This window comes from Ruegeria sp. AL2 (assembly GCF_056540845.1).
The window spans coordinates 273,594-299,069 of record NZ_JBQFXM010000001.1; the positions used below are offsets into that span (position 1 = coordinate 273,594).

Annotated in this window: 27 protein-coding genes and 1 tRNA gene; 12 read left to right on the forward strand and 16 right to left on the reverse strand. The window is 58.5% G+C overall.

Annotation, left to right across the window (positions count from 1 at the left end):
- Positions 1-3 precede the first annotated feature (3 nt).
- From ACR0ID_RS01360 to ACR0ID_RS01370, 3 genes are all read right to left on the reverse strand, one after another.
- On the reverse strand, positions 4-1,371 hold the full coding sequence (locus ACR0ID_RS01360) for a DUF2927 domain-containing protein (RefSeq protein WP_480603319.1): 1,368 nt from the start codon (positions 1,369-1,371) through the stop codon (positions 4-6).
- The gene (locus tag ACR0ID_RS01365; protein ID WP_480603321.1) at positions 1,368-1,817 is read right to left on the reverse strand and encodes an N-acetyltransferase family protein; all 450 of its coding nucleotides are present in this window, start codon (positions 1,815-1,817) and stop codon (positions 1,368-1,370) included. Before ACR0ID_RS01365 ends, ACR0ID_RS01360 begins: the two co-directional genes overlap by 4 nt.
- A 109-nt stretch (positions 1,818-1,926) precedes the next feature.
- Positions 1,927-2,772, reverse strand: a complete 846-nt coding sequence (locus ACR0ID_RS01370; RefSeq protein WP_480473265.1) for an AAA family ATPase — start codon at positions 2,770-2,772, stop codon at positions 1,927-1,929.
- A 381-nt stretch (positions 2,773-3,153) separates the two neighbouring features.
- On the opposite strand from ACR0ID_RS01370, the gene dksA reads away from it, so the two are divergent.
- Positions 3,154-3,576, forward strand: coding sequence for an RNA polymerase-binding protein DksA (gene dksA / locus ACR0ID_RS01375; RefSeq protein WP_209504868.1), 423 nt, complete (start codon positions 3,154-3,156; stop codon positions 3,574-3,576).
- A gap of 71 nt (positions 3,577-3,647) precedes the next feature.
- On the forward strand, positions 3,648-4,796 hold the full coding sequence (locus ACR0ID_RS01380) for an FAD-dependent monooxygenase (protein WP_480603324.1): 1,149 nt from the start codon (positions 3,648-3,650) through the stop codon (positions 4,794-4,796).
- 4 nt (positions 4,797-4,800) lie between these two features.
- Here ACR0ID_RS01380 and xth read toward each other — a convergent pair whose 3' ends face one another.
- Positions 4,801-5,580 (reverse strand): exodeoxyribonuclease III, encoded by a 780-nt coding sequence (gene xth / locus ACR0ID_RS01385; RefSeq protein WP_480603326.1) that lies wholly within the window; start codon positions 5,578-5,580, stop codon positions 4,801-4,803.
- A 280-nt stretch (positions 5,581-5,860) separates the two neighbouring features.
- On the reverse strand, positions 5,861-6,184 hold the full coding sequence (locus ACR0ID_RS01390) for a HesB/IscA family protein (protein ID WP_267363969.1): 324 nt from the start codon (positions 6,182-6,184) through the stop codon (positions 5,861-5,863).
- A gap of 76 nt (positions 6,185-6,260) precedes the next feature.
- On the opposite strand from ACR0ID_RS01390, the gene ACR0ID_RS01395 reads away from it, so the two are divergent.
- The 6 genes from ACR0ID_RS01395 to scpB all read left to right on the forward strand — a co-directional run bounded on the left by ACR0ID_RS01395 (position 6,261) and on the right by scpB (position 12,979).
- Positions 6,261-7,400: a deoxyguanosinetriphosphate triphosphohydrolase gene (locus tag ACR0ID_RS01395; protein WP_480603328.1), complete on the forward strand. Its 1,140-nt coding sequence runs from the start codon at positions 6,261-6,263 to the stop codon at positions 7,398-7,400.
- 252 nt (positions 7,401-7,652) lie between these two features.
- On the forward strand, positions 7,653-9,398 hold the full coding sequence (gene argS / locus ACR0ID_RS01400; protein ID WP_480603330.1) for an arginine--tRNA ligase: 1,746 nt from the start codon (positions 7,653-7,655) through the stop codon (positions 9,396-9,398).
- A gap of 88 nt (positions 9,399-9,486) precedes the next feature.
- Positions 9,487-10,551 carry an SPOR domain-containing protein gene (locus tag ACR0ID_RS01405; RefSeq protein WP_480603332.1) on the forward strand — a complete coding sequence of 355 codons (1,065 nt, stop codon included), beginning with the start codon at positions 9,487-9,489 and terminating at the stop codon, positions 10,549-10,551.
- On the forward strand, positions 10,548-11,555 hold the full coding sequence (gene nagZ / locus ACR0ID_RS01410; RefSeq protein ID WP_480517370.1) for a beta-N-acetylhexosaminidase: 1,008 nt from the start codon (positions 10,548-10,550) through the stop codon (positions 11,553-11,555). Before ACR0ID_RS01405 ends, nagZ begins: the two co-directional genes overlap by 4 nt.
- Positions 11,545-12,339, forward strand: a complete 795-nt coding sequence (locus ACR0ID_RS01415) for a segregation and condensation protein A (RefSeq protein ID WP_480517368.1) — start codon at positions 11,545-11,547, stop codon at positions 12,337-12,339. Before nagZ ends, ACR0ID_RS01415 begins: the two co-directional genes overlap by 11 nt.
- On the forward strand, positions 12,332-12,979 hold the full coding sequence (scpB, locus tag ACR0ID_RS01420) for an SMC-Scp complex subunit ScpB (RefSeq protein WP_480517366.1): 648 nt from the start codon (positions 12,332-12,334) through the stop codon (positions 12,977-12,979). The genes ACR0ID_RS01415 and scpB overlap by 8 nt, the downstream gene beginning before the upstream one ends.
- A 94-nt stretch (positions 12,980-13,073) precedes the next feature.
- On the opposite strand, the gene ACR0ID_RS01425 is transcribed toward scpB, so the two are convergent.
- The 8 genes from ACR0ID_RS01425 to ACR0ID_RS01460 form a co-directional block, all read right to left on the reverse strand.
- Positions 13,074-14,153, reverse strand: a complete 1,080-nt coding sequence (locus tag ACR0ID_RS01425; protein ID WP_480476773.1) for a 2'-deoxycytidine 5'-triphosphate deaminase — start codon at positions 14,151-14,153, stop codon at positions 13,074-13,076.
- A 61-nt stretch (positions 14,154-14,214) separates the two neighbouring features.
- Positions 14,215-14,291 (reverse strand) — tRNA-Pro (locus ACR0ID_RS01430).
- Between the two features lie 61 nt (positions 14,292-14,352).
- Complete coding sequence (locus ACR0ID_RS01435) at positions 14,353-14,958, reverse strand: MerR family transcriptional regulator (protein ID WP_480473247.1); 606 nt, start codon at positions 14,956-14,958, stop codon at positions 14,353-14,355.
- Positions 14,959-14,976: 18 nt separating this feature from the next.
- Positions 14,977-15,279 carry an integration host factor subunit alpha gene (gene ihfA / locus ACR0ID_RS01440; RefSeq protein ID WP_209503673.1) on the reverse strand — a complete coding sequence of 101 codons (303 nt, stop codon included), beginning with the start codon at positions 15,277-15,279 and terminating at the stop codon, positions 14,977-14,979.
- A 96-nt stretch (positions 15,280-15,375) separates the two neighbouring features.
- Positions 15,376-16,347, reverse strand: coding sequence for a beta-ketoacyl-ACP synthase III (locus ACR0ID_RS01445; RefSeq protein WP_480603336.1), 972 nt, complete (start codon positions 16,345-16,347; stop codon positions 15,376-15,378).
- A 22-nt stretch (positions 16,348-16,369) separates the two neighbouring features.
- On the reverse strand, positions 16,370-17,458 hold the full coding sequence (gene plsX, locus ACR0ID_RS01450; RefSeq protein WP_480473243.1) for a phosphate acyltransferase PlsX: 1,089 nt from the start codon (positions 17,456-17,458) through the stop codon (positions 16,370-16,372).
- Positions 17,459-17,482: 24 nt separating this feature from the next.
- Entirely contained in the window at positions 17,483-17,689 is a 207-nt protein-coding gene (rpmF, locus tag ACR0ID_RS01455) for a 50S ribosomal protein L32 (protein ID WP_008756996.1), read from the reverse strand.
- A gap of 205 nt (positions 17,690-17,894) precedes the next feature.
- Positions 17,895-18,431: a YceD family protein gene (locus ACR0ID_RS01460; protein WP_480603339.1), complete on the reverse strand. Its 537-nt coding sequence runs from the start codon at positions 18,429-18,431 to the stop codon at positions 17,895-17,897.
- Between the two features lie 85 nt (positions 18,432-18,516).
- On the opposite strand from ACR0ID_RS01460, the gene ACR0ID_RS01465 reads away from it, so the two are divergent.
- The 3 genes from ACR0ID_RS01465 (at position 18,517) to ACR0ID_RS01475 (ending at position 21,708) form a co-directional block, all read left to right on the forward strand.
- Positions 18,517-18,990: an outer membrane protein assembly factor BamE gene (locus ACR0ID_RS01465; protein WP_480517362.1), complete on the forward strand. Its 474-nt coding sequence runs from the start codon at positions 18,517-18,519 to the stop codon at positions 18,988-18,990.
- Between the two features lie 100 nt (positions 18,991-19,090).
- Positions 19,091-19,831 (forward strand): GNAT family N-acetyltransferase, encoded by a 741-nt coding sequence (locus tag ACR0ID_RS01470; RefSeq protein WP_480473237.1) that lies wholly within the window; start codon positions 19,091-19,093, stop codon positions 19,829-19,831.
- A 68-nt stretch (positions 19,832-19,899) separates the two neighbouring features.
- Positions 19,900-21,708 carry an ABC-F family ATP-binding cassette domain-containing protein gene (locus ACR0ID_RS01475; protein WP_480517360.1) on the forward strand — a complete coding sequence of 603 codons (1,809 nt, stop codon included), beginning with the start codon at positions 19,900-19,902 and terminating at the stop codon, positions 21,706-21,708.
- Here the strand turns inward: ACR0ID_RS01475 and ACR0ID_RS01480 are convergent.
- Both ACR0ID_RS01480 and ACR0ID_RS01485 read right to left on the reverse strand, forming a co-directional pair.
- On the reverse strand, positions 21,705-22,253 hold the full coding sequence (locus ACR0ID_RS01480; RefSeq protein ID WP_480603343.1) for a sugar O-acetyltransferase: 549 nt from the start codon (positions 22,251-22,253) through the stop codon (positions 21,705-21,707). The genes ACR0ID_RS01475 and ACR0ID_RS01480 overlap by 4 nt on opposite strands.
- Before the next feature lie 9 nt (positions 22,254-22,262).
- Entirely contained in the window at positions 22,263-23,018 is a 756-nt protein-coding gene (locus ACR0ID_RS01485; RefSeq protein ID WP_480473231.1) for a 3-hydroxyacyl-CoA dehydrogenase, read from the reverse strand.
- 220 nt (positions 23,019-23,238) lie between these two features.
- On the opposite strand from ACR0ID_RS01485, the gene ACR0ID_RS01490 reads away from it, so the two are divergent.
- On the forward strand, positions 23,239-23,937 hold the full coding sequence (locus tag ACR0ID_RS01490) for a hypothetical protein (protein ID WP_480603345.1): 699 nt from the start codon (positions 23,239-23,241) through the stop codon (positions 23,935-23,937).
- 78 nt (positions 23,938-24,015) lie between these two features.
- On the opposite strand, the gene tyrS is transcribed toward ACR0ID_RS01490, so the two are convergent.
- Complete coding sequence (tyrS, locus tag ACR0ID_RS01495) at positions 24,016-25,269, reverse strand: tyrosine--tRNA ligase (RefSeq protein ID WP_480473227.1); 1,254 nt, start codon at positions 25,267-25,269, stop codon at positions 24,016-24,018.
- Positions 25,270-25,476: the final 207 nt, after the last annotated feature.

Genomic DNA, 25,476 nt, shown 5'->3' on the forward strand with positions numbered 1-25,476 from the left:
GTTTCATCCGTCTTTCGTGCTGTCAGCGGGGCGTCGGCCACTGTTTTGAACCAAAGACTGAGCCACCAAATCAGAACCGAACCCGTATCGCGCCCATCCAAGGCTGTCCAGTCTGACGGCACGTGCCTTTTGTAATTGACCGGCCTGTTTCAAGGCCTCGGATTTCAACAGCAGCAAGGTTGCCAGAAGCGAAGCGTTTTCCGCGCGGGTCATCACGTCGATGGCCTGATCCAGTTCGGGCAGGACCTCTGGCCCGCGATCCTGCGCAAGCGCAAAGGCTGCGGTTTGCGTTGAGACATAAGCCTGATGAACCTCGGTTCCGGGCGTTGCGCGAAGAAACTGTTGCGCGATCTTGAACTGCCGCTGGGCTTCCGCCGGGTCACGAAACTGCTCCATCCGACCCATCAGGTAGTGGGGATAGGCGCGGCGGTGATCCGTCCATCCCAATTGCTGCCCGATGCGGGCTGCCTTTTGCGCGGCGCGTATCTGCCGGGGGGAACCCGGCCCTGGTCCCAGTGATTTCTGGATCGCGTTGATCCACTCTCGGGGGGTATCCGTTGGCCGTTGCGCGGCTAATCGGTCACCGCGTGGATTCAGGCGGCTGAGAACATCGGGGATGACGGCGGCGACCTGATCCCGTGTCATACCGGTGTGCAGTTCGGGCGCATAGGCCGCGCGCAGAATCAGCATGTCGAACCCGGTCAAAACCGTATGAATATTGTCGTCGTTGAACACGGAATCCGGCAGGTGATAGAGGTCGTTCAGCGGACCAAGGGCTTGCGCCAGTTCTTCGTGCAGACAATCGCGCATTTCCTGCGGGCTGACATCGTAGGGGATGAATATCCCCAATCGTTCGCGCTGGCGCAGCTCAACCCAACTGCTTTTGGTCTTGCGGCGGTCGCGCCGATACTCAGCCAGGCTGGACGCGTTTGGCACCACGAAACAGGCCGCGTTTGGCAGAATTTGCAGAATTTCCTTCTGACTGACCGCTTCGATCGTGATATTGGCCTGACCGTCGTTGATTTGTCGGATGTTGATACCCGCCTCGCGCTTCAGGCGGTTCAGCAGGCGGGTCAAATCCTGCTGCATACTTTGTGTCGGCGATCCGGTCAGGCGAACGGTGATCGGCATTTCGAACCGGGTGAAAACGGGCAGGGCGGCCCCGCTTTCCAGTTCGAAATGCAGGGACAGGAAATCCGCCGCGATGTTCGTGTTGGACCGTGCCGGTGGCGAGGGACGCGGTGCCGCAAAAGACTTGGCTGGTGGCAACGCCACTTCGACATATGATACATCGTTCCCGAGTTCGATTGTCTCGACAGACGTGCAGCCAGCGATAACCAGCGCCAGAAAAAGGGCGCCCAAACGCATCATGGGCGGGCGTACTTGATGAACGGTGTCAGGGTGCCGATGCGATCATAAAGGTGGCGTGCCGTGTGGTTGAACTCTTGCGTCAGCCAGTAAACGGATGGGGCGCCCTGGCGATCCGCCTCTTCATAAACCGCCTGAATCAAGGCGTGACCGACGCCCGTTCCTCGGGTTTCAGGTCGGGCGAACAGGTCTTGCAGGTAACAGACCTTTTCCACTTTCCAAGCGTGGCGATGAAACAGGTAATGCGTCAGCCCGACCAAAACGCCATCCTGTTCCGCAACAAAACAGGAAAAATCCTGTGGGTCGTCGCCCAACAATCTGGAAAAGGTCGTTTCATACACGTTTTCAGGCAGGGTAGTTTCATAAAACGCCAGATAATCCCGCCACATTTCGGCCCACTGATCTTTGTCCTCGGCCCGCAGGGTCCGGATTGTCAGAGCGTTCGCCAAGTGATGACCCCAATACTGCTGCTTTGAAACGCGGTTGCGTCAGGTATTTCGATGCTGACACCCGGGATACGCAATGGCAAGCCGTGATCACTGATTGTTCACACGCAGGCTAGCGTTTGCCACGTGCCATGAAAGCAAGACGTTCGAACAGATGCACATCCTGTTCATTTTTCAGCAAAGCGCCATGCAGCTTCGGCAGCGCGCTGGCCCCGTCACGCCTGAGGTCTTCGGCCGTCAGGTCTTCGGCCAGCAACAGCTTCAGCCAGTCCAGCACCTCCGAGGTCGAGGGCTTTTTCTTGAGCCCTTGCGTCTCTCGGATCTCATAGAATTGCGTCAGCGCGGCGGTCAGAAGTGCGTCCTTGATGCCGGGATGATGCACATCAACGATCCGGCGCATCGTCGCCTCATCCGGAAAGCGTATATAGTGGAAAAAACAGCGGCGCAGGAAAGCGTCTGGCAGCTCTTTTTCGTTGTTCGAGGTTATGATGACGATAGGGCGGTGCTTGGCCCGGATCGTCTCGCCCGTTTCGTAGACGTGGAACTCCATCTTATCGAGCTCCTGCAACAGGTCATTGGGGAACTCGATATCCGCCTTGTCGATTTCATCGATCAGCAGAACAACCTTTTCGTCGGCGTCGAAGGCCTGCCACAGCTTGCCCTTGCGGATATAGTTCGACACATCATGGACACGCTCTTCGCCTAGTTGGCTGTCACGCAGGCGGCTGACGGCATCATATTCGTAAAGACCCTGCTGCGCGCGGGTGGTGGATTTCACATTCCACTCGATCATTTTCAGCCCCAGCGCACCGGCCACCTGTCTGGCCAACTCGGTCTTGCCGGTACCGGGTTCGCCCTTCACCAACAGGGGGCGCTCAAGCGTGACAGCGGCGTTCACGGCAATGGTCAGATCGTCGGTGGCGACATATTCGGCTGTACCTTGGAAACGTGCGGTCATGGGCCTCTCGTGCGTATATTGCGTTGGACGGGCAGGTTGTGGTTTCCGGGTTACAGAGCGGCAAGGTTTTTTACAACCCGCGTCCCTGCGTCGCCCGGCGGGAATTGTGCTGCAACTCCAAACCCTTTTGCTTGATTCCGATGTAGACCATTCCCGGACGTTGTAACTCTCGCCCCAAAAAAGCCTGTCAAATTTCATAGAAATACAAGGTTTTGTTGATGTTTGTCTCATAGTTAGACAAATCCGCGGGGGTGCACTGTTGCGCAACGTTTGTGTAGTGACATTCCACCGCCCGTCGGCTAAACGCTGCGCAGAAGGGAGAGCCAAATGTCAGCTGAAACAGCCTCGAACGACGTTACTGGCCATACCGAGGGAGCAAATATGAAGCAGGAAGTTTTTCTGCCGGAAGATTACCGTCCGGCCGAAGATGAGCCTTTCATGAATGATCGTCAGCTTGAGTATTTTCGCCGCAAGCTGCTGGATTGGAAGACAGAGTTACTGGCTGGTAGCCGCGACACCATCGAAGGGCTGCAAGACAACACCCGTAACATTCCGGACGTGGCGGACCGCGCCAGCGAAGAAACTGACCGTGCGCTGGAACTGCGGACCCGTGATCGTCAGCGAAAGCTGGTCGCAAAGATCGACTCGGCCCTGCGCCGGATTGATGATGGCGAATACGGGTATTGCGAAATGACGGGCGATCCGATCTCGTTAAAGCGTCTGGACGCACGACCGATTGCAACCATGACACTTGAGGCACAAGAGCGCCATGAGCGTCGCGAAAAGGTCCACCGCGACGATTAATCGCCGGGTATGTGTAAGAAATCCAAACGCCGGGGCCTGTGGCTCCGGCGTTTTTGCGTTATGCGGATGCCATGAAGATAGATGGATTGAAATTCTGTGTCATTGGCGGTGGAATCGGCGGCCTGGCCTCGGCTCTGGCACTGCAACACCGTGGGGCGCATGTCACGCTTCTGGAGCAAGCCCCGGCCCTGACCGAAGTCGGCGCTGGTTTGCAGATCAGCGAGAACGGGATGCGCGTTCTTCATGCACTTGGCGTCACAGGTCTTTCTGTCGGGCAGAAGTCCCATGGAACTGTCTTGCGCGATTACCGAAAAGGGCGCGTGGTCAGTCACCTGCCGGGCCCTGCAGCTGGTCCGACTTATTACTACCACCGTGCCGACCTTCTGAACCTTCTTCATGATGCGGCTTGTGACGCAGGCGTGAATATCCGCTTGGGTGCCAGAGTTTCGCATGTGCAAAAGCATCCCAACGAGGCCGAGGTGATCTTGGCGTCAGGCGAGCGAATTCGCGCCGAGTGCGCCATTGCGGCCGATGGCGGCCGCAGCATGCTCCGCCCGGCTCTGAACGGGGCAGAGATGCCGGAGTTCACGCATCAGGTGGCGTGGCGCGCCGCCATCCCCTGGCAGCCCGGTCATGACCCGGTTTCCGCATCCCTGACGATGGGGCCTGGGCGGCATGTGGTAACCTATCCGTTGCGTGACGAAAGCATGATGAACATTGTCGCGGTTGAAGAGCGTTCGGATTGGCGGGAAGAAGGATGGCGTCAGACGGGCGACCCTGAAGAGTTGCGCAAGCGCTTTGCAGATTTCGGTGGCCCCGTGTGCGACATTCTGTCGAAAGTCACGGATGTGCATCTGTGGGCATTGTTTCTGCGGCCTGTCGCGCAAAACTGGCAGAATGGCCGATTGGTTCTGGTAGGGGACGCGGCCCATCCGACATTGCCGTTCATGGCGCAAGGGGCGTGTCTAGCGCTCGAGGACGCTTGGGTTCTGGCGCGCGCGTTTGACGAACGATCGGGTATCACCAGCGCACTGGCAACCTATGAAACAACCCGGAAACCAAGGGCGCAGCGCGTTGTCGCGGCGGCCGGGTCAAATGCGCGGAACTTTCATCTGCGCGGTCCAGCCCGTATGGCTGCGCAATGTGTGCTGAGGGTCGTCGGTGCCCGGTTGTCACAACGCTATGAATGGATCTACAGTCACGACGTCACGGCTGCCTAGGGCCTCAAAGATCCAAGTCAATCCAGACGGGAACGTGATCGGATGGCTTTTCGTGCCCCCGAACAGCCGCATCAATCTGGCAATCCCGCATGAGGTCGGCCGCTTGTGGCGTCAGCAGGAAATGATCAATTCGAATTCCGTCATTCCGGTTCCACGCGCCAGCCTGATAATCCCAGAAAGAATAGTGATCGGGGCCCTGCGTTGTGGCGCGAAAGGCCTCGGCAAAGCCAAGGTTCAGGATCTTTCGAAAGGCGGCCCGGCTTTCCGGGCGGAACAACGCGTCTTCCCGCCAGGCATCGGGGCGTTTGGCATCCTCGGCCTGTGGGATGATGTTATAGTCTCCGGCCATCAGGGCAGGCTCCTCTGATTTCATCAGGGCCTGGGCGCGGTCGTAAAGCCGTTCCATCCAGGCCAGCTTGTAATCGTATTTCGGTCCGGGTGCCGGATTCCCGTTGGGCAGATACAGCCCACAGAGCCGCAGGGCCTTTTTGCCTACGACGGTGGCCTCGATCCAGCGCGCCTGTTCATCATTGTCATCGCCGGGAAGGCCGCGAGATACATCCTCCAGCGGAAGCTTCGACAGGATCGCGACACCATTAAAGCTTTTTTGCCCATGTGTTTCCACGTTGTACCCGCGATCTTCAAACATCTCGCGGGGGAAGTTCTCGTCGACGGATTTGATTTCCTGAAGAAGAACAACGTCGGGTTGGGCGTCGTCCAGCCAGCGGGGCAGCGCCTCGGTTCGTGCCTTGATGCCATTGATGTTGAACGTGGCGATTTTCATGCGCGATCCTCCGAAACCTTGTGGCAACCTATCGCTCAGAACGGGCCCAGCGGCAAGTCGGAGATCGGATTAGCGAGGCTCTGCCTCGCGCTCCGAGATATTTTTAGCCAGATGAAGAAACGAACCCTTAACCGTTTTTTCGATACTAGAAGGAGCGGTACAGGCGGGGACGCCGATGACCGCGCCAGGTGAAGCTCTCTGGTCGTTTTGGTCAGAGAGCGGATCCCTGCTTCATCTGGCTGAAAATATCCTGGGGGTGTGGGGGCAAAGCCCCCGCCGGTTACATCGAAAACGACGTGCCGCAGCCACAGGAAGAGGTGGCGTTGGGGTTGTCGATCACAAACCTTGCACCAATAAGCTCCTGAGTGAAATCGATCACCGCGTTTTCAAGAAAGGGCAGAGAGACCGGGTCGACGATGACTTTCTGCCCCTTGCCTTCAAGGATGAGGTCATCGGTGTTTGGCGTGTCCAGAGCGATTTCATATTGAAAACCGGAACATCCACCACCCTCCACTGCGACACGCAGGGCTTGCCCCTGTTCCGCGGCACCGATCTCGGCGAGGCGGTCAAAGGCGCGTTCGGTGACTGATGGGGGCAGATTCATGCCGGTCTCCAAAGGTTTATTTCCCAAGCGTCCTACAATATATGAAACAAAAAGACAGGCGACAAGGACAAGGCCTTTGGACAGAGCGGGATTTGCTTCGGACCCAGACCGTGCAAGGCGGCGGCTGGTGCCAGAGGAAGAAAGCAGCTTCCGGTCATGCTTTCAGCGTGATCGCGACCGGATCATTCACGCCAGTGCGTTTCGGCGGCTCAAACACAAGACGCAAGTCTTTGTCGAGCATGAAGGCGACAGTTATCGAACACGGCTGACCCATTCCATCGAAGTTGCTCAGGTCGCGCGAACCATTTCAGGGGCGTTGGGCCTGAATCCTGAACTCACCGAGGCTGTAGCCCTGGCGCACGACCTGGGTCATACACCCTTTGGTCATACGGGTGAAGACGCCCTCCACGCGCTGATGGTGCCTTACGGGGGGTTTGATCACAATGCCCAGGCCATTCGGATCGTAACGAAGCTGGAGCGGCATTATGCCGGGTTTGACGGATGCAACCTGACCTGGGAATGTCTGGAGGGTATCGCCAAGCATAACGGTCCAGTTGTTGGCGATCTGCCGTGGGCGCTGGCTGAATGCAACCAGGGCTTTGATCTTGAACTTCATACCCATGCAAGTGCCGAGGCGCAGGTGGCGGCTTTGTCTGATGACATTGCTTACAACAATCACGACCTTCTGGATGGGTTGCGCGCGGGGTTGTTTGAAGATGATGATCTGCGTCACCTTCCGATCGTGGGGGGATGCTACGCGGATGTGGATGCTAAATACCCCGGTCTTGATCCGTATCGACGACGTCATGAAGCACTGCGGCGGGTATTTGGGGTCATGGTGGCAGATGTCATCACAACGTCACGAGACTTGATTGTAGCCTCGGGCGCGCAATCGGTCGAAGAGATTCGCCATCTTGGGCATCCTGTCATCCAATTCTCGACCGGGACTTGGGCGGATCTGAAACAAATCAGGGCGTTCCTGTTCACCCGGATGTATCGCGCACCCAGCGTCATGAAGGTACGGGCCAAGGTTGCAACGGTTGTCGAAGACCTGTTCCCGATCTACCTGAACGACCCGAAACAGATGCCCGCACGTTGGCACGAGGATATTGAAGCTGCGGCGGATGAGACAGCTTTGGCCCGGATCGTATCGGACTACATCGCAGGTATGACCGACCGTTTTGCCTTGCAGGATCACGCGCGGCTGACTGGCTGACTGGGCCGCAATGACACGGGTAATGGTACATGTTTGCGACCTTTTTTGTGGGTTGATTGGTGCCTTGCGCAGGCGGGAAGCGATGATCAGAAGCCGTACGACAGACAGCCCGCAGGGTATTTGAAATCTCTGACAGTGGATATCCGGGCGAGATTGGCAGACATTGGGCGCAAACCAAGTCCAAACATTAGGCGTCCATTGACCTTGCCGTGATGCGTGGTAAACCGCCGGGCAAGCAAAAGGACATCCGAAATGAACCTGTTTTCCGAGATCCGCGGCCTTGTACTGGACGCGCTGGCGCAGATGCAGTCCGAAGGCGCGTTGCCCGAGGGGCTGAGTTTTGACAACGTGGCGGTCGAACCGCCGCGCGATGCAGCGCATGGCGACATGGCGACAAACGCGGCGATGGTGCTGGCAAAACCGGCCAGGATGAAACCGCGTGACATTGCCGAGGTATTGGCGGGGAAGCTGGCGGCAGATGACCGGATCACCAGCGCCGATGTGGCAGGTCCGGGCTTTCTCAATTTGCGGCTGGCACCGTCGGTCTGGCAAGGCGTGCTGGCGGCTGTGCTGGAGAAGGGCACCGATTATGGCCGCTCGACTATGGGCCATGGGCAAAAGGTCAACGTTGAATATGTTTCGGCCAACCCAACCGGTCCGCTGCACGTGGGTCATACACGGGGCGCGGTTTTCGGTGACGCTCTGGCAAGCCTGCTGGCCTATTCCGGCCATGACGTGACCCGTGAGTATTACATCAACGACGGCGGCGCGCAGGTGGATGTGCTGGCGCGCTCGGCTTACGAACGCTATCGCGAGGCCAATGGTCTGAGCCCGGAGATTGCCGAAGGTCTTTATCCCGGCGACTACCTGATCCCAATTGGGGAAGCGTTGAAAGAGAAATACGGCGACAGCCTGATCGACAAGCCGGAAAGTGACTGGCTGGAAGAGGTACGTGAGTTCTCGACCGACGCGATGATGGATCTGATCCGTGCTGACTTAAAAGCGCTGGGCGTTGAGATGGATGTGTTCTTCTCGGAAAAATCGCTCTATGGCACCGGTCGGATCGAGGCCGCATTGCAATCGCTGACTGACAAGGGCCTGATTTACGAAGGCGTGCTCGAGCCGCCGAAGGGCAAAAAGCCCGAAGATTGGGAGCCACGCGAACAGACGCTGTTCAAATCGACCGAACATGGCGATGATGTGGATCGCCCTGTCAAGAAATCAGATGGCAGCTGGACCTATTTTGCCCCGGATATTGCCTATCACTATGACAAAGTGTCCCGTGGTTTTGACGCGCTGATCGACGTGTTTGGCGCGGACCATGGCGGCTATGTCAAGCGGATGAAGGCGGCTGTTTCGGCACTGTCCGACGGTGAGGTGCCGCTAGATATCAAGCTGACGCAGCTGGTGAAGCTGTGGAAGAATGGCGAGCCGTTCAAGATGTCCAAGCGTGCAGGGAACTTTGTCACTCTGCGCGATGTGGTCGATCAGGTGGGCCCGGACGTGACGCGGTTTGTTATGCTGACCCGCAAGAACGACGCGCCGTTAGATTTCGATTTTGACAAAGTGCTGGAACAAAGTCGCGAGAACCCTGTATTCTACGTTCAATACGCTCATGCCCGTGTCATGAGCGTGCTGCGCCGCGCGGCCGAGGCTGGAATTGCGGTTGATGATGCGACCCTTGCATGCGCTGACCTGAGCAAAAACGATCATGCCTCGGAACTGGTTGTTGCCAAGAAGCTGGCAGAATGGCCGCGGCTGGTCGAGATTGCGGCGCGGACCAATGAACCGCACCGGGTCGCCTTTTACCTTTATGAACTTGCAGGCGACTTTCATGCGTTGTGGAACAAGGGTAATGACGAGACGCAATTGCGTTTCATCCAGGATGGCGATGTTGCCACAAGCCAGTCAAAAATCGCTTTGGCCCGGGCCGTTTCTGTTGTGATTTCAGCGGGCTTGGGTATTCTTGGCGTTACTCCGGCGCAGGAGATGCGGTAACAAATATCGCCCGAACCGCCGGTACGAGGTAGGCAAGAAATGACCCGCGGGCCTTATTTTCAGGCGTGAAACGGGCAGTGAGGCGGACATGGCGAGTTACGATTACTCGGGGCATCAAAGCCCCGGGCAGATTCATTACCCGAATCAAGCGCATTCTGAAGATGTGTATGATTTTCCCGAAGACACGCAGGAAGATGACGCGCCGCGAGGCTCGTTTGGTCTGGGCAGGGCGGTGAATATCCTGGGGGCCGTTGCATCCTTGGCGCTGGTCGCCGGTGTCGGGGTCTGGGGCTATCAACTGATCATGCGCGATGTCAGTGGCGTGCCGGTTGTCCGCGCCGCCGAAGGGCCGATGCGTGTGCAACCGGAAAATCCGGGTGGAACACCCGCCGATCATCAGGGCTTTGCCGTGAATGCCGTCGCCGCCGAAGGCAGTGCCGCGGCACCGGCTGACCGGTTGATCCTTGCGCCGCGCCCGGTGTCCCTTACGGAAGAAGACCTGCCCGCCGGAGAACTGAAGCCGACCCCTGCGCTGCATGTGGTCGAAGAACCGATCACCACGCAGGAAGCCGCGCGCCTGCGCCAGAACGCAGTAGATGCGCTGGTTGCGGAATTGGCGGGTGCGGCAACAGAAACGCGGCAAGAATTCGAAGACGGTGTGCAACTGGCATCGCTGACCGCCCTCGACGAAGAACCCGCCATTGACCCGGCAGATTTTGCTGCGGCCTTGCCAGACCCAAGTTTCGCAGAGTTGCCGGGTGTGCGCCGATCGTTGCGCCCTGTGACGCGTCCGGCACGGTCGACCCGCAGTCAGGTCGCACCCAGCGAGAATTCCGAAGACGCCATTAATGCAGCGGTGAAAGCTGCGGTTGGGGTGGATGTTGATCCGGATACACTGGCCAAGGGGACCCGACTGGCGCAGCTTGGGGCTTATGACAGCACGCAAGTGGCACAGGCCGAGTGGGACCGTTTGAATGGTCAGTTTGGTGAGTATATGTCGGGAAAACAGCGCGTTATTCAGAAAACCTCAAGCGGTGGGCGGACCTTCTACCGCCTGCGCGTTCTGGGGTTTGAAGATCTGAGCGACTCGCGCCAATTCTGCGCCGCTCTGGTCGCGCAAGGCGCTGACTGTATTCCGGTGGCCGTGAGGTGAAGTTCGGAGCAGCGATCACAGATGCTGAAGGACTGCGCCTGACGCAGGAGGAAAGAGACCTGTTTCGCCAGATGAACCCGTTTGGGTTCATTCTGTTCGCCCGCAATATTGAAAGCGCCGATCAGGTGCGCGCCTTGTGTGATGATTTCCGAGAGGCTGTTGGGCGCAACTGCCCCATTACCATTGATCAGGAAGGAGGGCGCGTACAGCGTTTGCGCGCACCCTTGGCCCGCGAATGGCTGCCCCCGCTGGATCATGTGACCAGGGCGGGTGATCAAGCGGAACGCGCCATGTACCTCAGGTACCGCCTGATTGCGGATGAGCTGTTTGGTCTGGGCATCGACAGCAATTGTGCCCCTATGGTCGATGTGGTGCGGCCCGAGACACACGCGTTTCTGAAAAACCGCTGTTATGCCTTTGATCCTGAGCAGATTTCCAGGATCGGCAGGGCTGTGGCGCAGGGCCTTCTTGATGGGGGCGTTCTTCCGGTTCTCAAGCACATTCCCGGCCATGGCCGTGCCACTCTGGACAGTCACCATGACCTGCCGCATGTTGATTTGCCGCTGGAAGAGTTGGAATACAGCGATTTCGCGCCGTTCCGTGCCTTGAACGACCTGCCGATGGGGATGACCGCGCATCTGGTCTTTGATCAGATAGATCCCCGGCCGGCCACCATTTCCGCGGCCATGATGGGTCTGATCCGAGACAATATCGGCTTTGGCGGGCTGATTATGACCGACGATATCTCGATGAAGGCGCTCAGCGGGGCGTTGACGGACCTCTCCCGCCAATCTTTGCAGGCGGGCTGCGATGTAGTCCTGCATTGCAATGGCAGTTTTTCTGAACGTGCCGCTGTAATGGAAACTGCCGGAGAAATGTCGGATGTGGCACAAGCCCGCGCAGAACGGGCGCTGGCGATGCGCAAACGCCCGCGGGAACTTGACATCCAAGCCGCCGAAGCGGAACTATCTGCCCTAATGGGCGGGCAGGTATATGAACGATAATCTTTTTAGCGAAGACCCTGTCTCGGTCGCGGATCGTCTTGCGGCCGAAGCGCTGATTGTTGATGTCGACGGGTTCGAAGGCCCGTTGGACGTTCTGCTAACTCTATCACGCACGCAAAAAGTGGATCTGCGCAAGATCTCGGTTCTTGCGCTGGCGCAGCAATATCTGGCCTTTGTTGAAAAGGCGCGTGCGCTGCGCATTGAACTGGCCGCCGATTATCTGGTCATGGCGGCGTGGCTGGCCTTTCTCAAGTCCCGTCTATTGCTCCCGCCAGATCCGGATGACGATGGGCCATCGGGTGAAGAACTGGCCGCGCATCTGGCGTTTCAACTTGAACGCCTGCAGGCAATGCGCGACGTCGCTGCGCGGCTGATGGCCCGCGACCAACTGGGTCGTGATTTTTTCAAGCGCGGGCAGGGCGAGGACGTAACCCGCATCCGCACCGTAACCTATTCCGCCACGCTGCTGGATCTGATGCAGGGATATGCCCGTATTCGCACCCGTGACGAGTTCCGCCCCTTTGTGATGGACCGCGACTCGGTGTTTACGATGGAGCAGGCACTGGAGCGGATGCGCCCGCTGATCGGTTTTGCGGGGACGTGGACCGATATGGAAACCTATCTGCCCGATGGTTGGGATACTGACCCGGTGCGCCGCAGGTCGGCGACGGCTGCGACCTTTGCGGCCTCGCTGGAACTGGTGAAAGAAGGACATATGGAGATCAAGCAGAGCGAGACATTCGCGCCGATCCATTTGCGCAAGAGGACCCAGACACGTGACTGACGCCCCAGAAGAAACCGGCACCCTGTTCGAGGCGCCACCATTGGCGGAACAGGAGCGTATGGTCGAGGCCGTTTTGTTTGCCAGCGCCGATCCGGTGACGATTGCCGACCTTGAGGCGCGGATGCCGCATGGAAGCGACGCCGCACAAGCCGTTGAGTTGCTTCAGAGACGTTACGAAGGGCGCGGCGTGCGCGTGGTGCGTGTTGGAGAGGCATGGGCGATCCGTACGGCCCCTGATCTGGGCTTTCTGATGCAAAAGGAAACGGTTGAAACTCGTAAACTCAGCCGGGCCGCGATCGAGACATTGGCCATCGTTGCCTATCACCAACCCTGCACCCGCGCCGAGATTGAGGAAATTCGCGGTGTGTCAGTCTCTCGCGGGACGATTGACCAGTTGCTTGAGATGGAGTGGATCAGGCTGGGCCGTCGTCGCATGACACCGGGTCGTCCGGTGACATTTGTGGTGACGTCCGAATTTCTGGATCATTTTGGTCTGGAGAACGCCCGCGACCTGCCGGGGCTCAAGGAACTAAGGGCTGCGGGTCTGTTGGAAAACCGGCCTCCACCGGGGGCTATCCCCTTGGGCGAGGGGCGCGAGGACGAAGTGGACGAGGACCAGTCGGAACTGTTTGATGAGTAAAAAATCCGGACAGGTCACTACAGGTCAGACGCAGAACCTACGACAGGCAACGCGGGTTATCTAGCACAAGCACCGTTGCAAGAAATTCTGAGGATTAGCCAACCGCTTTGAAGTGCTTGGACAGTTTCAGGCCTTGCCCCTGATAGTTCGATGCAATCCCGGCACCATATAGCTGCGTGGGCATCTCGGCCATTTTCTCATAGACAAGGCGCCCGACCACCTGTCCGTGCTCCAGGACGAAAGGCGCTTCGTGGCATCGCACCTCAAGCACACCACGTGACCCGGCACCGCCCGCTGCGGCATGGCCAAAGCCGGGATCGAAGAACCCGGCATAATGCACCCGGAATTCACCAACCATCGCCAGATAAGGTGCCATTTCGGCGGCACACATCGGCGGGATATGGACCGCCTCGCGGCTGACAAGGATGTAGAATGCACCGGGGTCAAGTATGATGCGACCGTCCTCGGTGCGTACTTCCTCCCAATAGTCCTGGGGGTCGTATTCGCCAATTCGGTCCAGATCGATTACCCCGGTATGGGGCTTGGCGCGATAGCCGACCAAATCGGTATCGGGCAGTTGCAGATCGACCGAAAAGCCAAGACCGTCCTGAATCACAGCAGGGCCGTCTACCAACGGCGATTCGGCGTGCAGGGCGGTCAGTTCGGCGTCAGACAAGACGGCCTGACCCTGACGGAAACGAATCTGGTTCAGACGCATACCGGGCCGGACCAGAACCGAAAACGAACGTGGACAGATCTCGGCATACAGCGGGCCCTTATAGCCCGCAGGAACGCGATCGAATTCTGTGCCACCATCGGTAATGGTACGGGTCAGAAGGTCAAGCCGCCCGGTCGAGCTTTTGGCATTGGCGACGGCGGTTATGTCGCGGGGCAGGGCAAGTGATTCCATCAGGGGCACCAGATAGACGCAGCCCTTTTCCAGAACAGCGCCGTCCGAGATGTCGATGCGGTGCATTTCGAACTCGGCCAACCGATCCGTAACGGTCCGTCCTTCGCCCGCGAGGAACGAGGCGCGTACCCGGTAGGCCACTGTTCCCAAACGCAAATCAAGGCTGGCTGGTTGAATTTGCGCTGGCAGGACATCGGGGTTGGCGGCAATCTCTCCGCGCGCGATCATTGCTTCGATTTGCTGGTTCGCGCAAACACCTGTCATCTCGATCCCCTCGTGTGCCAGAGCGGGATCTGGCCTTTGTGCCATAAACGTCGGTGTGATTTGGTCGGGCTAGCAGGACTCGAACCTGCGACCTTCCGTCCCCCAGACGGACGCGCTACCAGGCTGCGCCATAGCCCGACGTTGGGCCGTTCATAAAGATTTTCCCGGCAGGGGCAAGAGGAAAACACTGCCTTTTTTCCTAACCCGTCGCCTGTGTTTCAACACGATCCAGCCAGCGGCGCAGGTCTTTTGCAATTGGTGCAATCCGGCGCAGTAGTTCGTCGTCAAACTCGGCGCGCTTCCACGCCAGCGACGCGATCCCACCCATCAGGGGCGCAGTGTTCAGGTCTGGCTGTGGTTCTTGTTCTGACGCAGTCGCGGGAAGTGCGTCGGCCTGCACGCCTTCGTTCACCGGCTGCTCGGCCGGTTCGTCCAGATCCATAAGGATTTGTTCGGTGGCGGCAGCGGGTTTCGGTTCGAACGGCACCACTTTGCCCTGAACGGGTTCAATCAGGGCAGGGCCCGGTTCGTCTAGAGGCGGAGACAGTGCTGCGACATGTGCGACGCCTTGCTCGCGCAGGATGCGCTGCACACCTTTGATTGTGATCCCGTCCTCGTGAAGCAGTTTCTTGATGCCGCCCAGAAGACGCATGTCATTGGGGCGGTAATACCGACGCCCGCCCGCGCGTTTGACCGGTTTGACCTGAGTGAAGCGGCTTTCCCAGAAACGCAAAACATGGGCCTGAACACCAAGCCAATCCGCTACTTCACTGATCGTGCGAAACGCGTCGCGGGATTTGCTCATATCCGCGTGACCCTGGGGTTACTTGCGATTCCCGACGGCGACGCGATCTTTCATAAGATGCGACGGGCGAAAGGTCAGTACGCGGCGGGGCTGTATCGGAACCTCTTCGCCGGTTTTGGGGTTGCGTCCGACTCGCGCGGTCTTGTCGCGAACACTGAACGTACCGAAGGACGAGATCTTCACCTGCTCGCCACGCACCAGAGCGTCGGACATGTGGTTCAGAACGCTTTCGACCAGCTGCGCACTTTCGTTGCGCGAAAGCCCAACTTCGCGAAAGACGGCCTCGCTCAGATCCATTCGAGTCAGTGTATTGTCGCCCATGTCATTTCCCCTGTTGCTGTCAAAGCATATGGGTATGGCAAATTCGCTGTCAATATCAATGAATTGCAAGCAGCTGTGTAAGCTGGATTGCGCCGGTTACCAGCGCAGAACCACCGCGCCCCAGGCCAGACCGCCGCCAATTGCTTCGGTCACGATCAAGTCGCCGGGTTTGATCTGCCCGCGTTGTTTACCAACCGACAGTGCCAATGGGATGGATGCAGCCGAGGTGTTGCCGTGATCCTGAACGGTCACAACCACGTTTTCCATCGGCAGGCCCATCTTTTTGGCCGTGCCCTGAATGATGCGAATATTGGCCTGATGAGGAACAATCCAGTCGACGTCAGCACTGCTCAGCCCCGCGCGGCTCAGGGCTGTTTCAGCCGTTTTGGTAAGCTTTTCAACGGCATGTCGGAAAACCTGATTGCCCTGCATACGCAGATGCCCGGTGGATTGGGTCGAAACACCCCCATCGACATAAAGCAGGTCCTTGTAGCGCCCGTCCGAGTTCAGATCGGTTGCGAGTATGCCGCGATCCGCAGCGGTGCCTTCGCCATCCTGCGCCTCGAGTACCAAAGCGCCGGCACCATCCCCGAACAGAACACAGGTCGAGCGGTCGGTCCAGTCCATAATCCGGGAAAAGGTTTCGGCACCAATGACCAGCACGCGTTTGGCCTGACCGGACAAGATCAACGCATTTGCGTTGCTGAGGGCGAAAACGAATCCCGCGCAGACGGCCTGTACGTCGAAAGCAAACCCCTTGGTCATACCCAGCCGGGCCTGAACCATGGTCGCGGCAGAAGGAAAGGTCAGGTCCGCGGTCGATGTCGCAACGACGATCGCGTCAATATCATCCGCTGTCAGGCCCGCATCGGCCAGGGCAGCCTCGGCAGCTTTGGTGGCCAGGTCCGACGTCGTTTCGTCATCGGCAGCAAAATGGCGGCGTTCGATCCCCGACCGGGTTCTGATCCACTCATCCGTTGTGTCCAGCGTTTTCTCAAACTCGGAATTTGGAACAATACGTTCCGGCAAATAATGCCCTACACCTACTACAACTGAACGGCCTGCCATTTTTGGGGTACTGCCTTTTTTGTTATTTATCGGTCTGCGGCGCAGCTTGCGCGGCATCTTGTGCAAGCTGGGCCGTGGATGCAACCCGCGCAGCTAATTTTTCGGCAAAGCCGGACCGCGCCAGAGTAAAGGCCAGTTTGATCGCTGCCGACACTCCGGTCGCATCTGCCCCTCCATGGGATTTAATAACAGTCCCGTTCAGACCCAGAAACACGCCACCATTCACACGCCGCGGATCAATGCGCTTTTTCAGGCGCTGTAGTGACGTAATGGCCAGGACCGAAGCCAATCGCGACAACGGAGAGTATTTGAACGCCTCACGCAGAAGATCTCCGATCAGCCTGGCTGTGCCTTCGCCCGTTTTGATCGCAACATTGCCCGTAAACCCATCTGTAACAATGACATCTGCCTTGTCGCCGGGAATGTCGCTGCCTTCGACAAAGCCAACAAACTCGAAATTCGCCTGTTCGGCGTATTCCGAAATCATGGCATGCGCTTCTTTCAGTTCGGCCCGGCCCTTATGCTCTTCGGTGCCAACGTTCAGCAACCCGATCCGGGGGCGGTTCAGGGCCATGCCGTTGCGCGCATAAGACGCGCCCATCAGGGCGAATTGCAGCAAATCCTTGGCGTCGGCGCGCACATCGGCGCCCACGTCCAGCATTACATTGAACCCCTGCGGGTTGCGCGAAGGCCACAGGATCGCGATTGCGGGGCGGTTCACGCCCGGCAATTTGCGCAGACGCATCATCGAAAGGGCCATAAGGGCACCGGTGTTCCCGCAGGACACCGCGCCATGGGCTTCACCCTGACGAACCGCTTCCAGCGCGGACCACATCGAGGTCTGCTTGCCGTTGCGCACGACCTGGCTGGGCTTGTCTTCCATCGTGACAACGTCGGGGCAATCACGAAAAACGACGCGCCCTTCAAGGACACGTCGTTTGGCAACCAGCTTGCGCAATACCTGTTCGGGCCCGTGCAGCAGGAACCCGATATTCGGGTTCTTGCCAGCCGATTTTGCCAGACCTGCAACGACGACAGCGGGACCTGCGTCCCCTCCCATTGCGTCAACCGAGATGGTGATCCGTCCGGCGTGCGTGGGCTGATCGTTCATGCCTTGGCCTGCGCTCAATCAGGCTTAGGCTGCGTCTTCGTCCAGATCGATTTCGTCGGCCTGTGCGACGACTTCGCGATCGTCATAGTGGCCGCAAGAGGCACAAACGTGGTGCGGGCGTTTCAGCTCGCCGCAGTTCGGGCATTCGTTCGGGTTTGCAGCAACCAGAGCGTCGTGTGCGCGGCGGTTGTTGCGACGCGACTTGGAAACTTTGTTCTGTTGGACGGCCATGGTCTCAACCTTTGTCTGACTGGGGGCCGCAGATTCGCTGCCGACCCGGGTTTCGTAGTTCGTTTATCGTGGTTTGACGCGCGTTTAGGCGACGGGCCCCGCAATGTCCAACCCAAAATCCGATGAGCGCGCGAAAATACTGCGATTCTCGGCATGTTCAAGCGATTTTTCTGACCGCCTGCTATGACAGGAAATCTGGCACCTGTCACTCGTCTTTTTTTAGCACATCGCGCAGTCCTGCCAATCCTGCAAAGGGATTGGCATCGTCATCCGTCATCGCCTGTTTGCCCGGTTCTGTGTAGGCAGCTTGGCCCAGTTCCGCGCCGTCTTTACGCGGATATTGTGGCAAAGCCAGAGACAGGGCCTCGACCATGACAAGGGCCGGATCAATTTCAGGCCCCAAAGGTTCAGATTCGTCATCTTCCTGGATTTCGAACTCTGGATCATCTGGGTCTGCCCAATCCGCAAGAAAAGTCCGGTGCACTGGTATGTCGATCCTTGTCGTCACCGGTTCCAGCGTCACTACGCAAGGTTGGATGACAGTTGCACCGAGTTTCCCGTTTAGAACCCAGTCCCGTTTGCCCTGCGCCCTCAGTTCGCCCGAAAAGCTGAGTTTGCGCAGCCCCAGCAGCCCAAGGTCTTGCCTGATCTGCTCGAGCGCGGTGGTTGCGGGGCGCAGATCGAACGGTGTCGGGGCGTTCTGCGGCAGGTCAGACACCCGAAATGATGTCGTGTTGCTCATTCGTGAGCCTTTCTATGTGTTGAACCGTGGCAGCGGTTTATGTAATCGGATAGAAGCCGAAGAAGGCCAAGGCAAGAGGGTGCAGATGTTGAAGGTAGTGAACCGGTTGAAACCAACTGCGAAATCGCTTGTGTTTGTTGCCTGTCTGGCTGCGACCGGGGCTTGTACGGCTATCTTCAAGAATCACGGCTATGTGCCACCGGCCGAAGAACTGGCAGAAATCAAAGTAGGCGTAGACACGCGGGACAGTGTGCAAGAGGCTATCGGCGCGCCGGGCGCATCCGGCGTGGTTCGGGATTCGGGCTATTACTATGTCCGCTCTCGCGTGCGTCACTACGGTCCGAAACGGCCCGAGGTGGTATCCCGCGAACTGGTTGCCATCAGTTTTGATCAGCGCGGTGTCGTCAGAAACATCGAACGCTTTGGTCTTGAAGACGGGAATGTGATTGCTCTGGAGCGCCGCGTTACCGATTCCAACGTTCAGGACAAAGGCTTCCTGCGTCAGCTGCTAGGCAATATCGGCAACTTCAACCCGGCGAACATTCCGGGCGCCAACTAATTTGCGCCTAAACCTTGCGGTGGTCACAGGGCAGTCACATGTCTTGTGCTAATGGTGTCGTACCGACGCCTGAGGGTCGGCAACCGTGGAGGGCGCGACCGTGGCAACGGCAGTTTTGTTAAGCAAGGGGCGCTATCGCGCCAGACTGGCGCAGTCGCCCGAGGATATCAGAACAGCTCAGGCATTGCGGACCTTGGCTTTTGGCACAGAGCAACCGGACTGCGACGAGTTTGATGCACGCTGTAGCCATATCCTGGTCGAGGATATGCGCTCGGCAGAACGGCTGGTCTGCTGCTTTCGGATGCTGACCATGGATAGTGGCGGCGAGATCGGGCGAAGTTATTCGGCGCAGTTCTATGACCTGACCTCGCTCGAAGGCTTCAAAGGTCGGATGGTCGAAATGGGACGATTCTGTATCCATCCTGATCACAGCGACCCCGACATCCTGCGTGTCGCCTGGGGTGCAATGACGGCCTACGTTGATCGGAACAACGTCGAGATGCTGTTTGGATGTTCCTCTTTTGCCGGTACCGAAACAGAGCAGTATCTGGATGCGTTTGCGATGCTAAAACATCGCCATCTGGGCCCGAAACGTTGGTTGCCGCGCGTGAAGGCTCCGGATGTGTTTCGTTTTGCCGCGCGTTTGCGGCGCAGACCGGATTCTAAAAAGGCAATGCTGCGGATGCCGCCTTTGTTGCGGACCTATCTGATGATGGGCGGTTGGGTCAGCGATCATGCGGTGGTGGATCGCGACATGAACACGCTGCACGTTTTCACAGGGGTGGAAATCGGTGCGATCCCCCCGGCGCGCAAACGTCTGTTGCGGGCGGTGGCCGGGTAGATTGAGTATTTTTGAAAAGGTGAAGACGGGGCGTTGACGCAATGTGTCAGCCGGTTTAGCTGGCGGACATGGCGAGAATTCCTTTGTTGCAGATGTCCGGCATTTCCCTGACTTTCGGGGGTGACCCGGTGTTTTCCGAACTGGATCTGGTGGTTCAACCCGGTGATCGTGTTGCGCTGGTGGGGCGAAACGGGTCCGGAAAGTCCACGTTGATGAAAGTGATGGCCGGTCTGGTCGAGGCGGATCGGGGCGAGATTGTCGTGCCGCCCGGGAAATCCGTTGGCTATATGGAGCAAGATCCGACGATGGAAGGCTTTGCCACGTTGGGAGATTACGCATCCTGCGGGTTGGAGCCGGGAGAACTTTACAAAGTTGAACGGGCCGGTGAAGGGTTGAAGTTCGATCCTTCACGCGCGGTTGAGACCGCTTCGGGCGGAGAGCGGCGGCGGGCGGCACTGGCCAAGCTGATGGCCGAAGCACCGGATCTGATGTTGCTGGACGAGCCGACCAACCATCTGGATATCGAAGCCATCGCGTGGCTGGAACGCGAACTTGGCGCGAGCCGAGCGGCCTTTGTGCTGATCTCGCATGACCGAGCCTTTTTGAGGGCTCTGACGCGGGCAACGCTTTGGATTGACCGGGGGGCTGTTCGGCGACAGGAGCAGGGTTTTGAGGCCTTTGAGGCCTGGCGGGACAAGGTCTGGGAGGAAGAGGACCAGCAACGCCACAAGCTGAATCGCCTGATCAAATCTGAAGCGAAATGGGCGGTTGAGGGCATTAGCGCCCGACGCAAACGCAACCAAGGCCGGGTGCGGGCCTTGCAGGCGTTGAGAACTGAAAAGGCGGGGCAGATCAAACGTCAGGGTTCGGCTGCAATGGCGCTGGAGGCAGGGCCAAAATCGGGCCGCAAGGTCATTGAGGCCAAGGCGCTGGCCAAAGGATTTGGCGACAAGCAGATCGTTCGGAACTTTGATCTGCTGGTACAGCGCGGTGACCGGGTGGCCTTTGTCGGGCCGAACGGTGTTGGAAAAACAACGTTGCTGAAGATGCTGCTGGGGCAGGTGGAGCCGGACGCGGGCTCGGTATCTCAGGGGACGAACCTTGAAATCGCGGTATTCGATCAGAACCGCGCCCAACTAGACCCTGAGATGAGCCTGTGGGACAGTCTGACCGGCGATCCGGCTATGCGGGTGTCGGGCAAGGCCGATCAGGTGATGGTGGGCGGGCAGCCCAAACATGTTGTAGGGTATCTCAAGGAATTTCTATTTGACGAACGGCAGGCCCGAGCAGCCGTCAAGTCCCTGTCCGGTGGGGAAAAAGCCCGATTGCTTCTGGCCAAGCTGATGGCGAAACCCTCGAACCTATTGGTGCTGGACGAACCGACCAACGATCTGGATGTCGAGACGCTGGACCTGCTGCAAGAGCTTTTGGACGATTACGACGGCACCGTTCTGCTGGTTAGCCATGACCGGGATTTTCTGGACCGCGTGGCGACAACTACCATCGCGATGGAGGGTAACGGACAGGCGACAGTCTATGCTGGCGGTTGGTCGGATTACATCGCACAGCGCGGTGATGTGATCGAAAAAAGTGTAGAAAAAGCAAAGCTTTCAAAGCCAAAGGTCAAGCAGGAAGAAAAGCCGAAATCCGGCTTGTCCTTCTCGGAGAAGCACCGGCTGGAGAAACTGCCTGCCGAGATCGCGCGCCTAGAGGCCGAGATTGCCAAGCTGGAAGAGTTGATGTCCGATCCCGAGCTGTTCACGCGTGAGCCGGTGAAGTTCCAAAAAGCGACCGAGGCGTTGGTTGAGCGGCAGGAGAAACTCTCGGCCGCTGAAGAGGAATGGCTGACGCTCGAAGAGAAAGCTGAAAGCGTTTAGAGGGCCAGACGTCTTGCTGGATTACCTGCCACGGTTTCTCTGGCGGGGACATCTTTGGTGACGACGCTGCCTGCGCCGATTGTGGCGTAGTCGCCTATGGTTATGCCGGGCAACAGGATCGCTCCGCCGCCAACCCAAACCTGCCTGCCGATGGTGACGGGCAGGCCGATTTCCAGCCCTTGTGCCCGATCAGCAGGGTCCTTGGCATGATGGGCGCAGTAAATCTGGACATTAGGGCCGAACATCGTGTCGTCGCCAACCCGAACGAGGGCCGTGTCCAGAACCACGCATCCGGCATTGAAAAAAACCCGGCTGCCCAGATGGGTGTTCATTCCATAGGCGCAATGAAAAGGGGCTTCGAGAAAACAGTCCTCGCCGACATGGCCCAGCAGCGCGTGCAGTTCCGGGGCCATCGCGCCGCGTGTGTCGGGCGGACAGGTGTTGTGAGCGTGTACAGCCCGTCGTGCTCGCGCGCGCAGATCGTCCAACTCAGGATCGAGACAGCAATACCACTGCCCGGACTGCATTTTCTGGCGCTCCGACATGGAGCTGTCTTACCGCATCCGCAGAGCGCCGTCGATGCGGATGACCTCGCCGTTCAGGTAGCCCATTTCAACGATGAAACCGGCCAGTCGCCCGTATTCCTTGGGGTCACCCAGGCGGGCCGGGTTCGGGACGTCTGCGGCCAGTTGTTGTTGCACGTCTTCAGGAAGGCCCGCCAGCATCGGGGTCATAAAGATACCCGGCGCAATGGTCATGACGCGAATCCCGGTTGAGGCCAGGTCGCGGGCCATCGGCAGGGTCATGCCAACCACGCCGCCTTTAGAAGCTGCATATGCCGCCTGTCCCTTTTGGCCGTCGAATGCAGCAATAGATGCAGTGTTGATGATCACACCGCGCGCCCCGTCTGGTTCGGGTTCGTTCTTTGCCATCTCGGCCGCAGCCAGCCTTGAGACGTTAAATGTGCCGACAAGATTGATGTCGATCGTGCGCTGGAACGCGTCCAGCGGGTGTGGGCCATCCTTGCCGACCGTCTTGATTCCATAAGCGATACCGGCGCAGTTCACAGTCGCGGTAATCTTGCCCATCCTGTCCATACCGTGGCGCACGGCAGCTGCGACCGAGGATTCATCTGTTACATCCGTCGGCGCAAAATACCCGCCGATTTCGGAGGCGACTTGAGCGCCACGGTCCGCGTCACGGTCTAGAATAGTAACTTGTGCGCCCTGCGCGGCAAAGTGACGGGCGGTGGCTTCGCCCAGACCGGATGCGCCGCCGGTGACAAGAGCGGCTGTGGTGGACAGGTGCATCGGAACTCCTCCCTAGGATATGAACAACTGTTCAATAACTGCTTTGCAGGGGCTGTGTCCATATCTTTGAGCCCGAACGCCCAAAGGGGCGGCGCGGAATAGCCGCTGCCGGGTCAATACGCATCTTTAAGGCATCTTAATCCGCGCTTCACGAAAACGCGCCTGTTCGTGAACGAAGTAATCACAGCCATTGCGTGTTTTTTCGTCAGGAGGTTCCGATATGGTAAATAGTAAGAAACTAACACTGGGCGCTGTTCTGGCCGCGCCTGTCTTTGGGGTTGTGGTTGCCGGCAATGCTTTTGCAGCGCCGGAAACCTGTAATTGGCAAACGGCTCGAAGTCTTGCGAATGCAGGCGACTATGCCGGGCTTTGCGAATGTGTTCAGGTGACCCCAAGCTTTCTGGACAGACTTCAGAAGAGACCGGATTTCGAGACAACGTTGAGCATTACCGGGGCGCAATGTCCGGGTCTGGCCGCTTTGCTGACAGACTTGCCAACGGCGAGCCTGTCCGGTCTGGCCGAGAATCGAGGTGAAAGCCGCGGTTCAGAACCCGGCGGGGCAGGGTTTGCGAATGCAGCTGGTCCTGACGGCCCCGGTGGTGGAGGAGAACCTGACAACGGCGGTGGAGAACCCGGCGGCGGTGGCGGAGAACCCGGTGCTGGCGGTGGAGAGCCCGGCGGTGGCGATGGAGAACCCGGCGGTGGCGGTGGGGAACCCGGCGATGGCGGTGGAGAACCCGGTGCTGGCGGTGGAGAGCCCGGCGGTGGCAAAGGCAATGCCGGCGGCGGCAAAGGTGGCGATAGGGGTAACAATGGCAGCGGCAACGGCGGCGAGGGCAGCAGTCCGGGTCGCGGAAACAACGCCAATGACGACGAGGGCGAAAGCGACCGGCCCGGTCGCGGAAAGGGACGTCAGTAGTCTCGTCCACCCCAATATAGATACGGCCACCCAATCGGGTGGCCGTTTTCTGTTTTGCTTTCCAAGGTGAAAGGGGCGTCAGCCCAGTTGCACCAATGCGTGGCGTTTCTTGCCTGCACTCAGCTTGATCGGAGACGTCAATGCGCCCGCGTCGATCATCAAACCCGCATCCGTCAGCGGAGCGTCGTCCAGTTTGGCCCCGTTTTCGGCAATCAGGCGCTTGGCCTCTTTGCCGGATTTGGCCAGGCCTGACTTGACAATGATCTGCACGATGGACATGCCGTCGCCCAGTTCATCCGCGCTGAGGGTCAGGGTGGGCAGATCGTCTCCAACCCCACCTTTTTCGAACACTTCACGGGCCGTGGCCTCGGCCGTTGCCGCAGCTTGCGCCCCGTGCAGAAGGGCTGTCACCTCATTGGCGAGGCGGATTTTGGCCTCATTGATCTCGGACCCGGCAAGCGCACCAAGACGGTCACATTCATCCACGGGCAATTCGGTATAGAGCTTCAGGAACCGCCCGACATCCGCATCGGTGGTGTTGCGCCAGAACTGCCAGAATTCATAGGGCGAGCGCATCTCGGCGTTCAGCCAGACCGCGCCATCCTGCGATTTGCCCATCTTCTTGCCGTCGCTGGTGGTCAGCAGGGGTGAGGTCAGGCCGTAGATTTCGTGATCCAGCACCCGGCGAGTCAGGTCGATACCGTTGACGATGTTGCCCCACTGGTCGCTACCGCCCATTTGCAGAACACAGCCATAGCGGCGGTTCAGCTCCAGAAAGTCATAGGCTTGCAGGATCATGTAGTTGAACTCGAGAAACGACAGCGATTGCTCGCGATCCAGCCGGGATTTCACCGATTCAAAGCTGAGCATCCGGTTGACCGAGAAATGCCGCCCGATGTCGCGCAGGAAATCGAGGTAGTTCAGATCATCCAGCCATTCGGCATTGTTCAACATCAGCGCCTTGTTTTCGGCATCAGTGTCGTAATCGATATAGGCCGCGAACACTTTCTTGATGCCCGCGATGTTTTCGTCAATCTGTTCGGGTCCCAGCAGGGGGCGTTCATCCGCGCGGAACGAGGGGTCGCCCACCTTGGTGGTGCCGCCACCCATAAGGGTGATCGGCTGGTGGCCGGTCTTCTGGAACCAGCGCAGCATCATGATCTGGATCAGGCTGCCCACATGCAACGACTTGGCCGTTGCATCAAAGCCGATATAGGCCGGCTTGCACCCGCTGATCAGCGCGTCGTCAAGGCCCTGATAATCGGTGCAGTCGGCGAGGAAGCCGCGCTCGATCATCGTGGCGATGAAATCCGATTTGGGGTGGTAGGTCATATCGTGCCCTCGGGGTTTGTGTTGCGGGGCACTGTATAGGCGGCGCTGCGGATGAGGAAAAGCCACCTTTTCACTCTAAAACCGCGTGCCGTGATATGCGCGCGCAACTTGATAGCCGGGGTGTTGATCATGAAACGCGACGTCGGAAAAAAACCGACGCCCCTAATCAGAAGGCTTGCCAAGGCGGCATAACAAAAGCACCTTGAC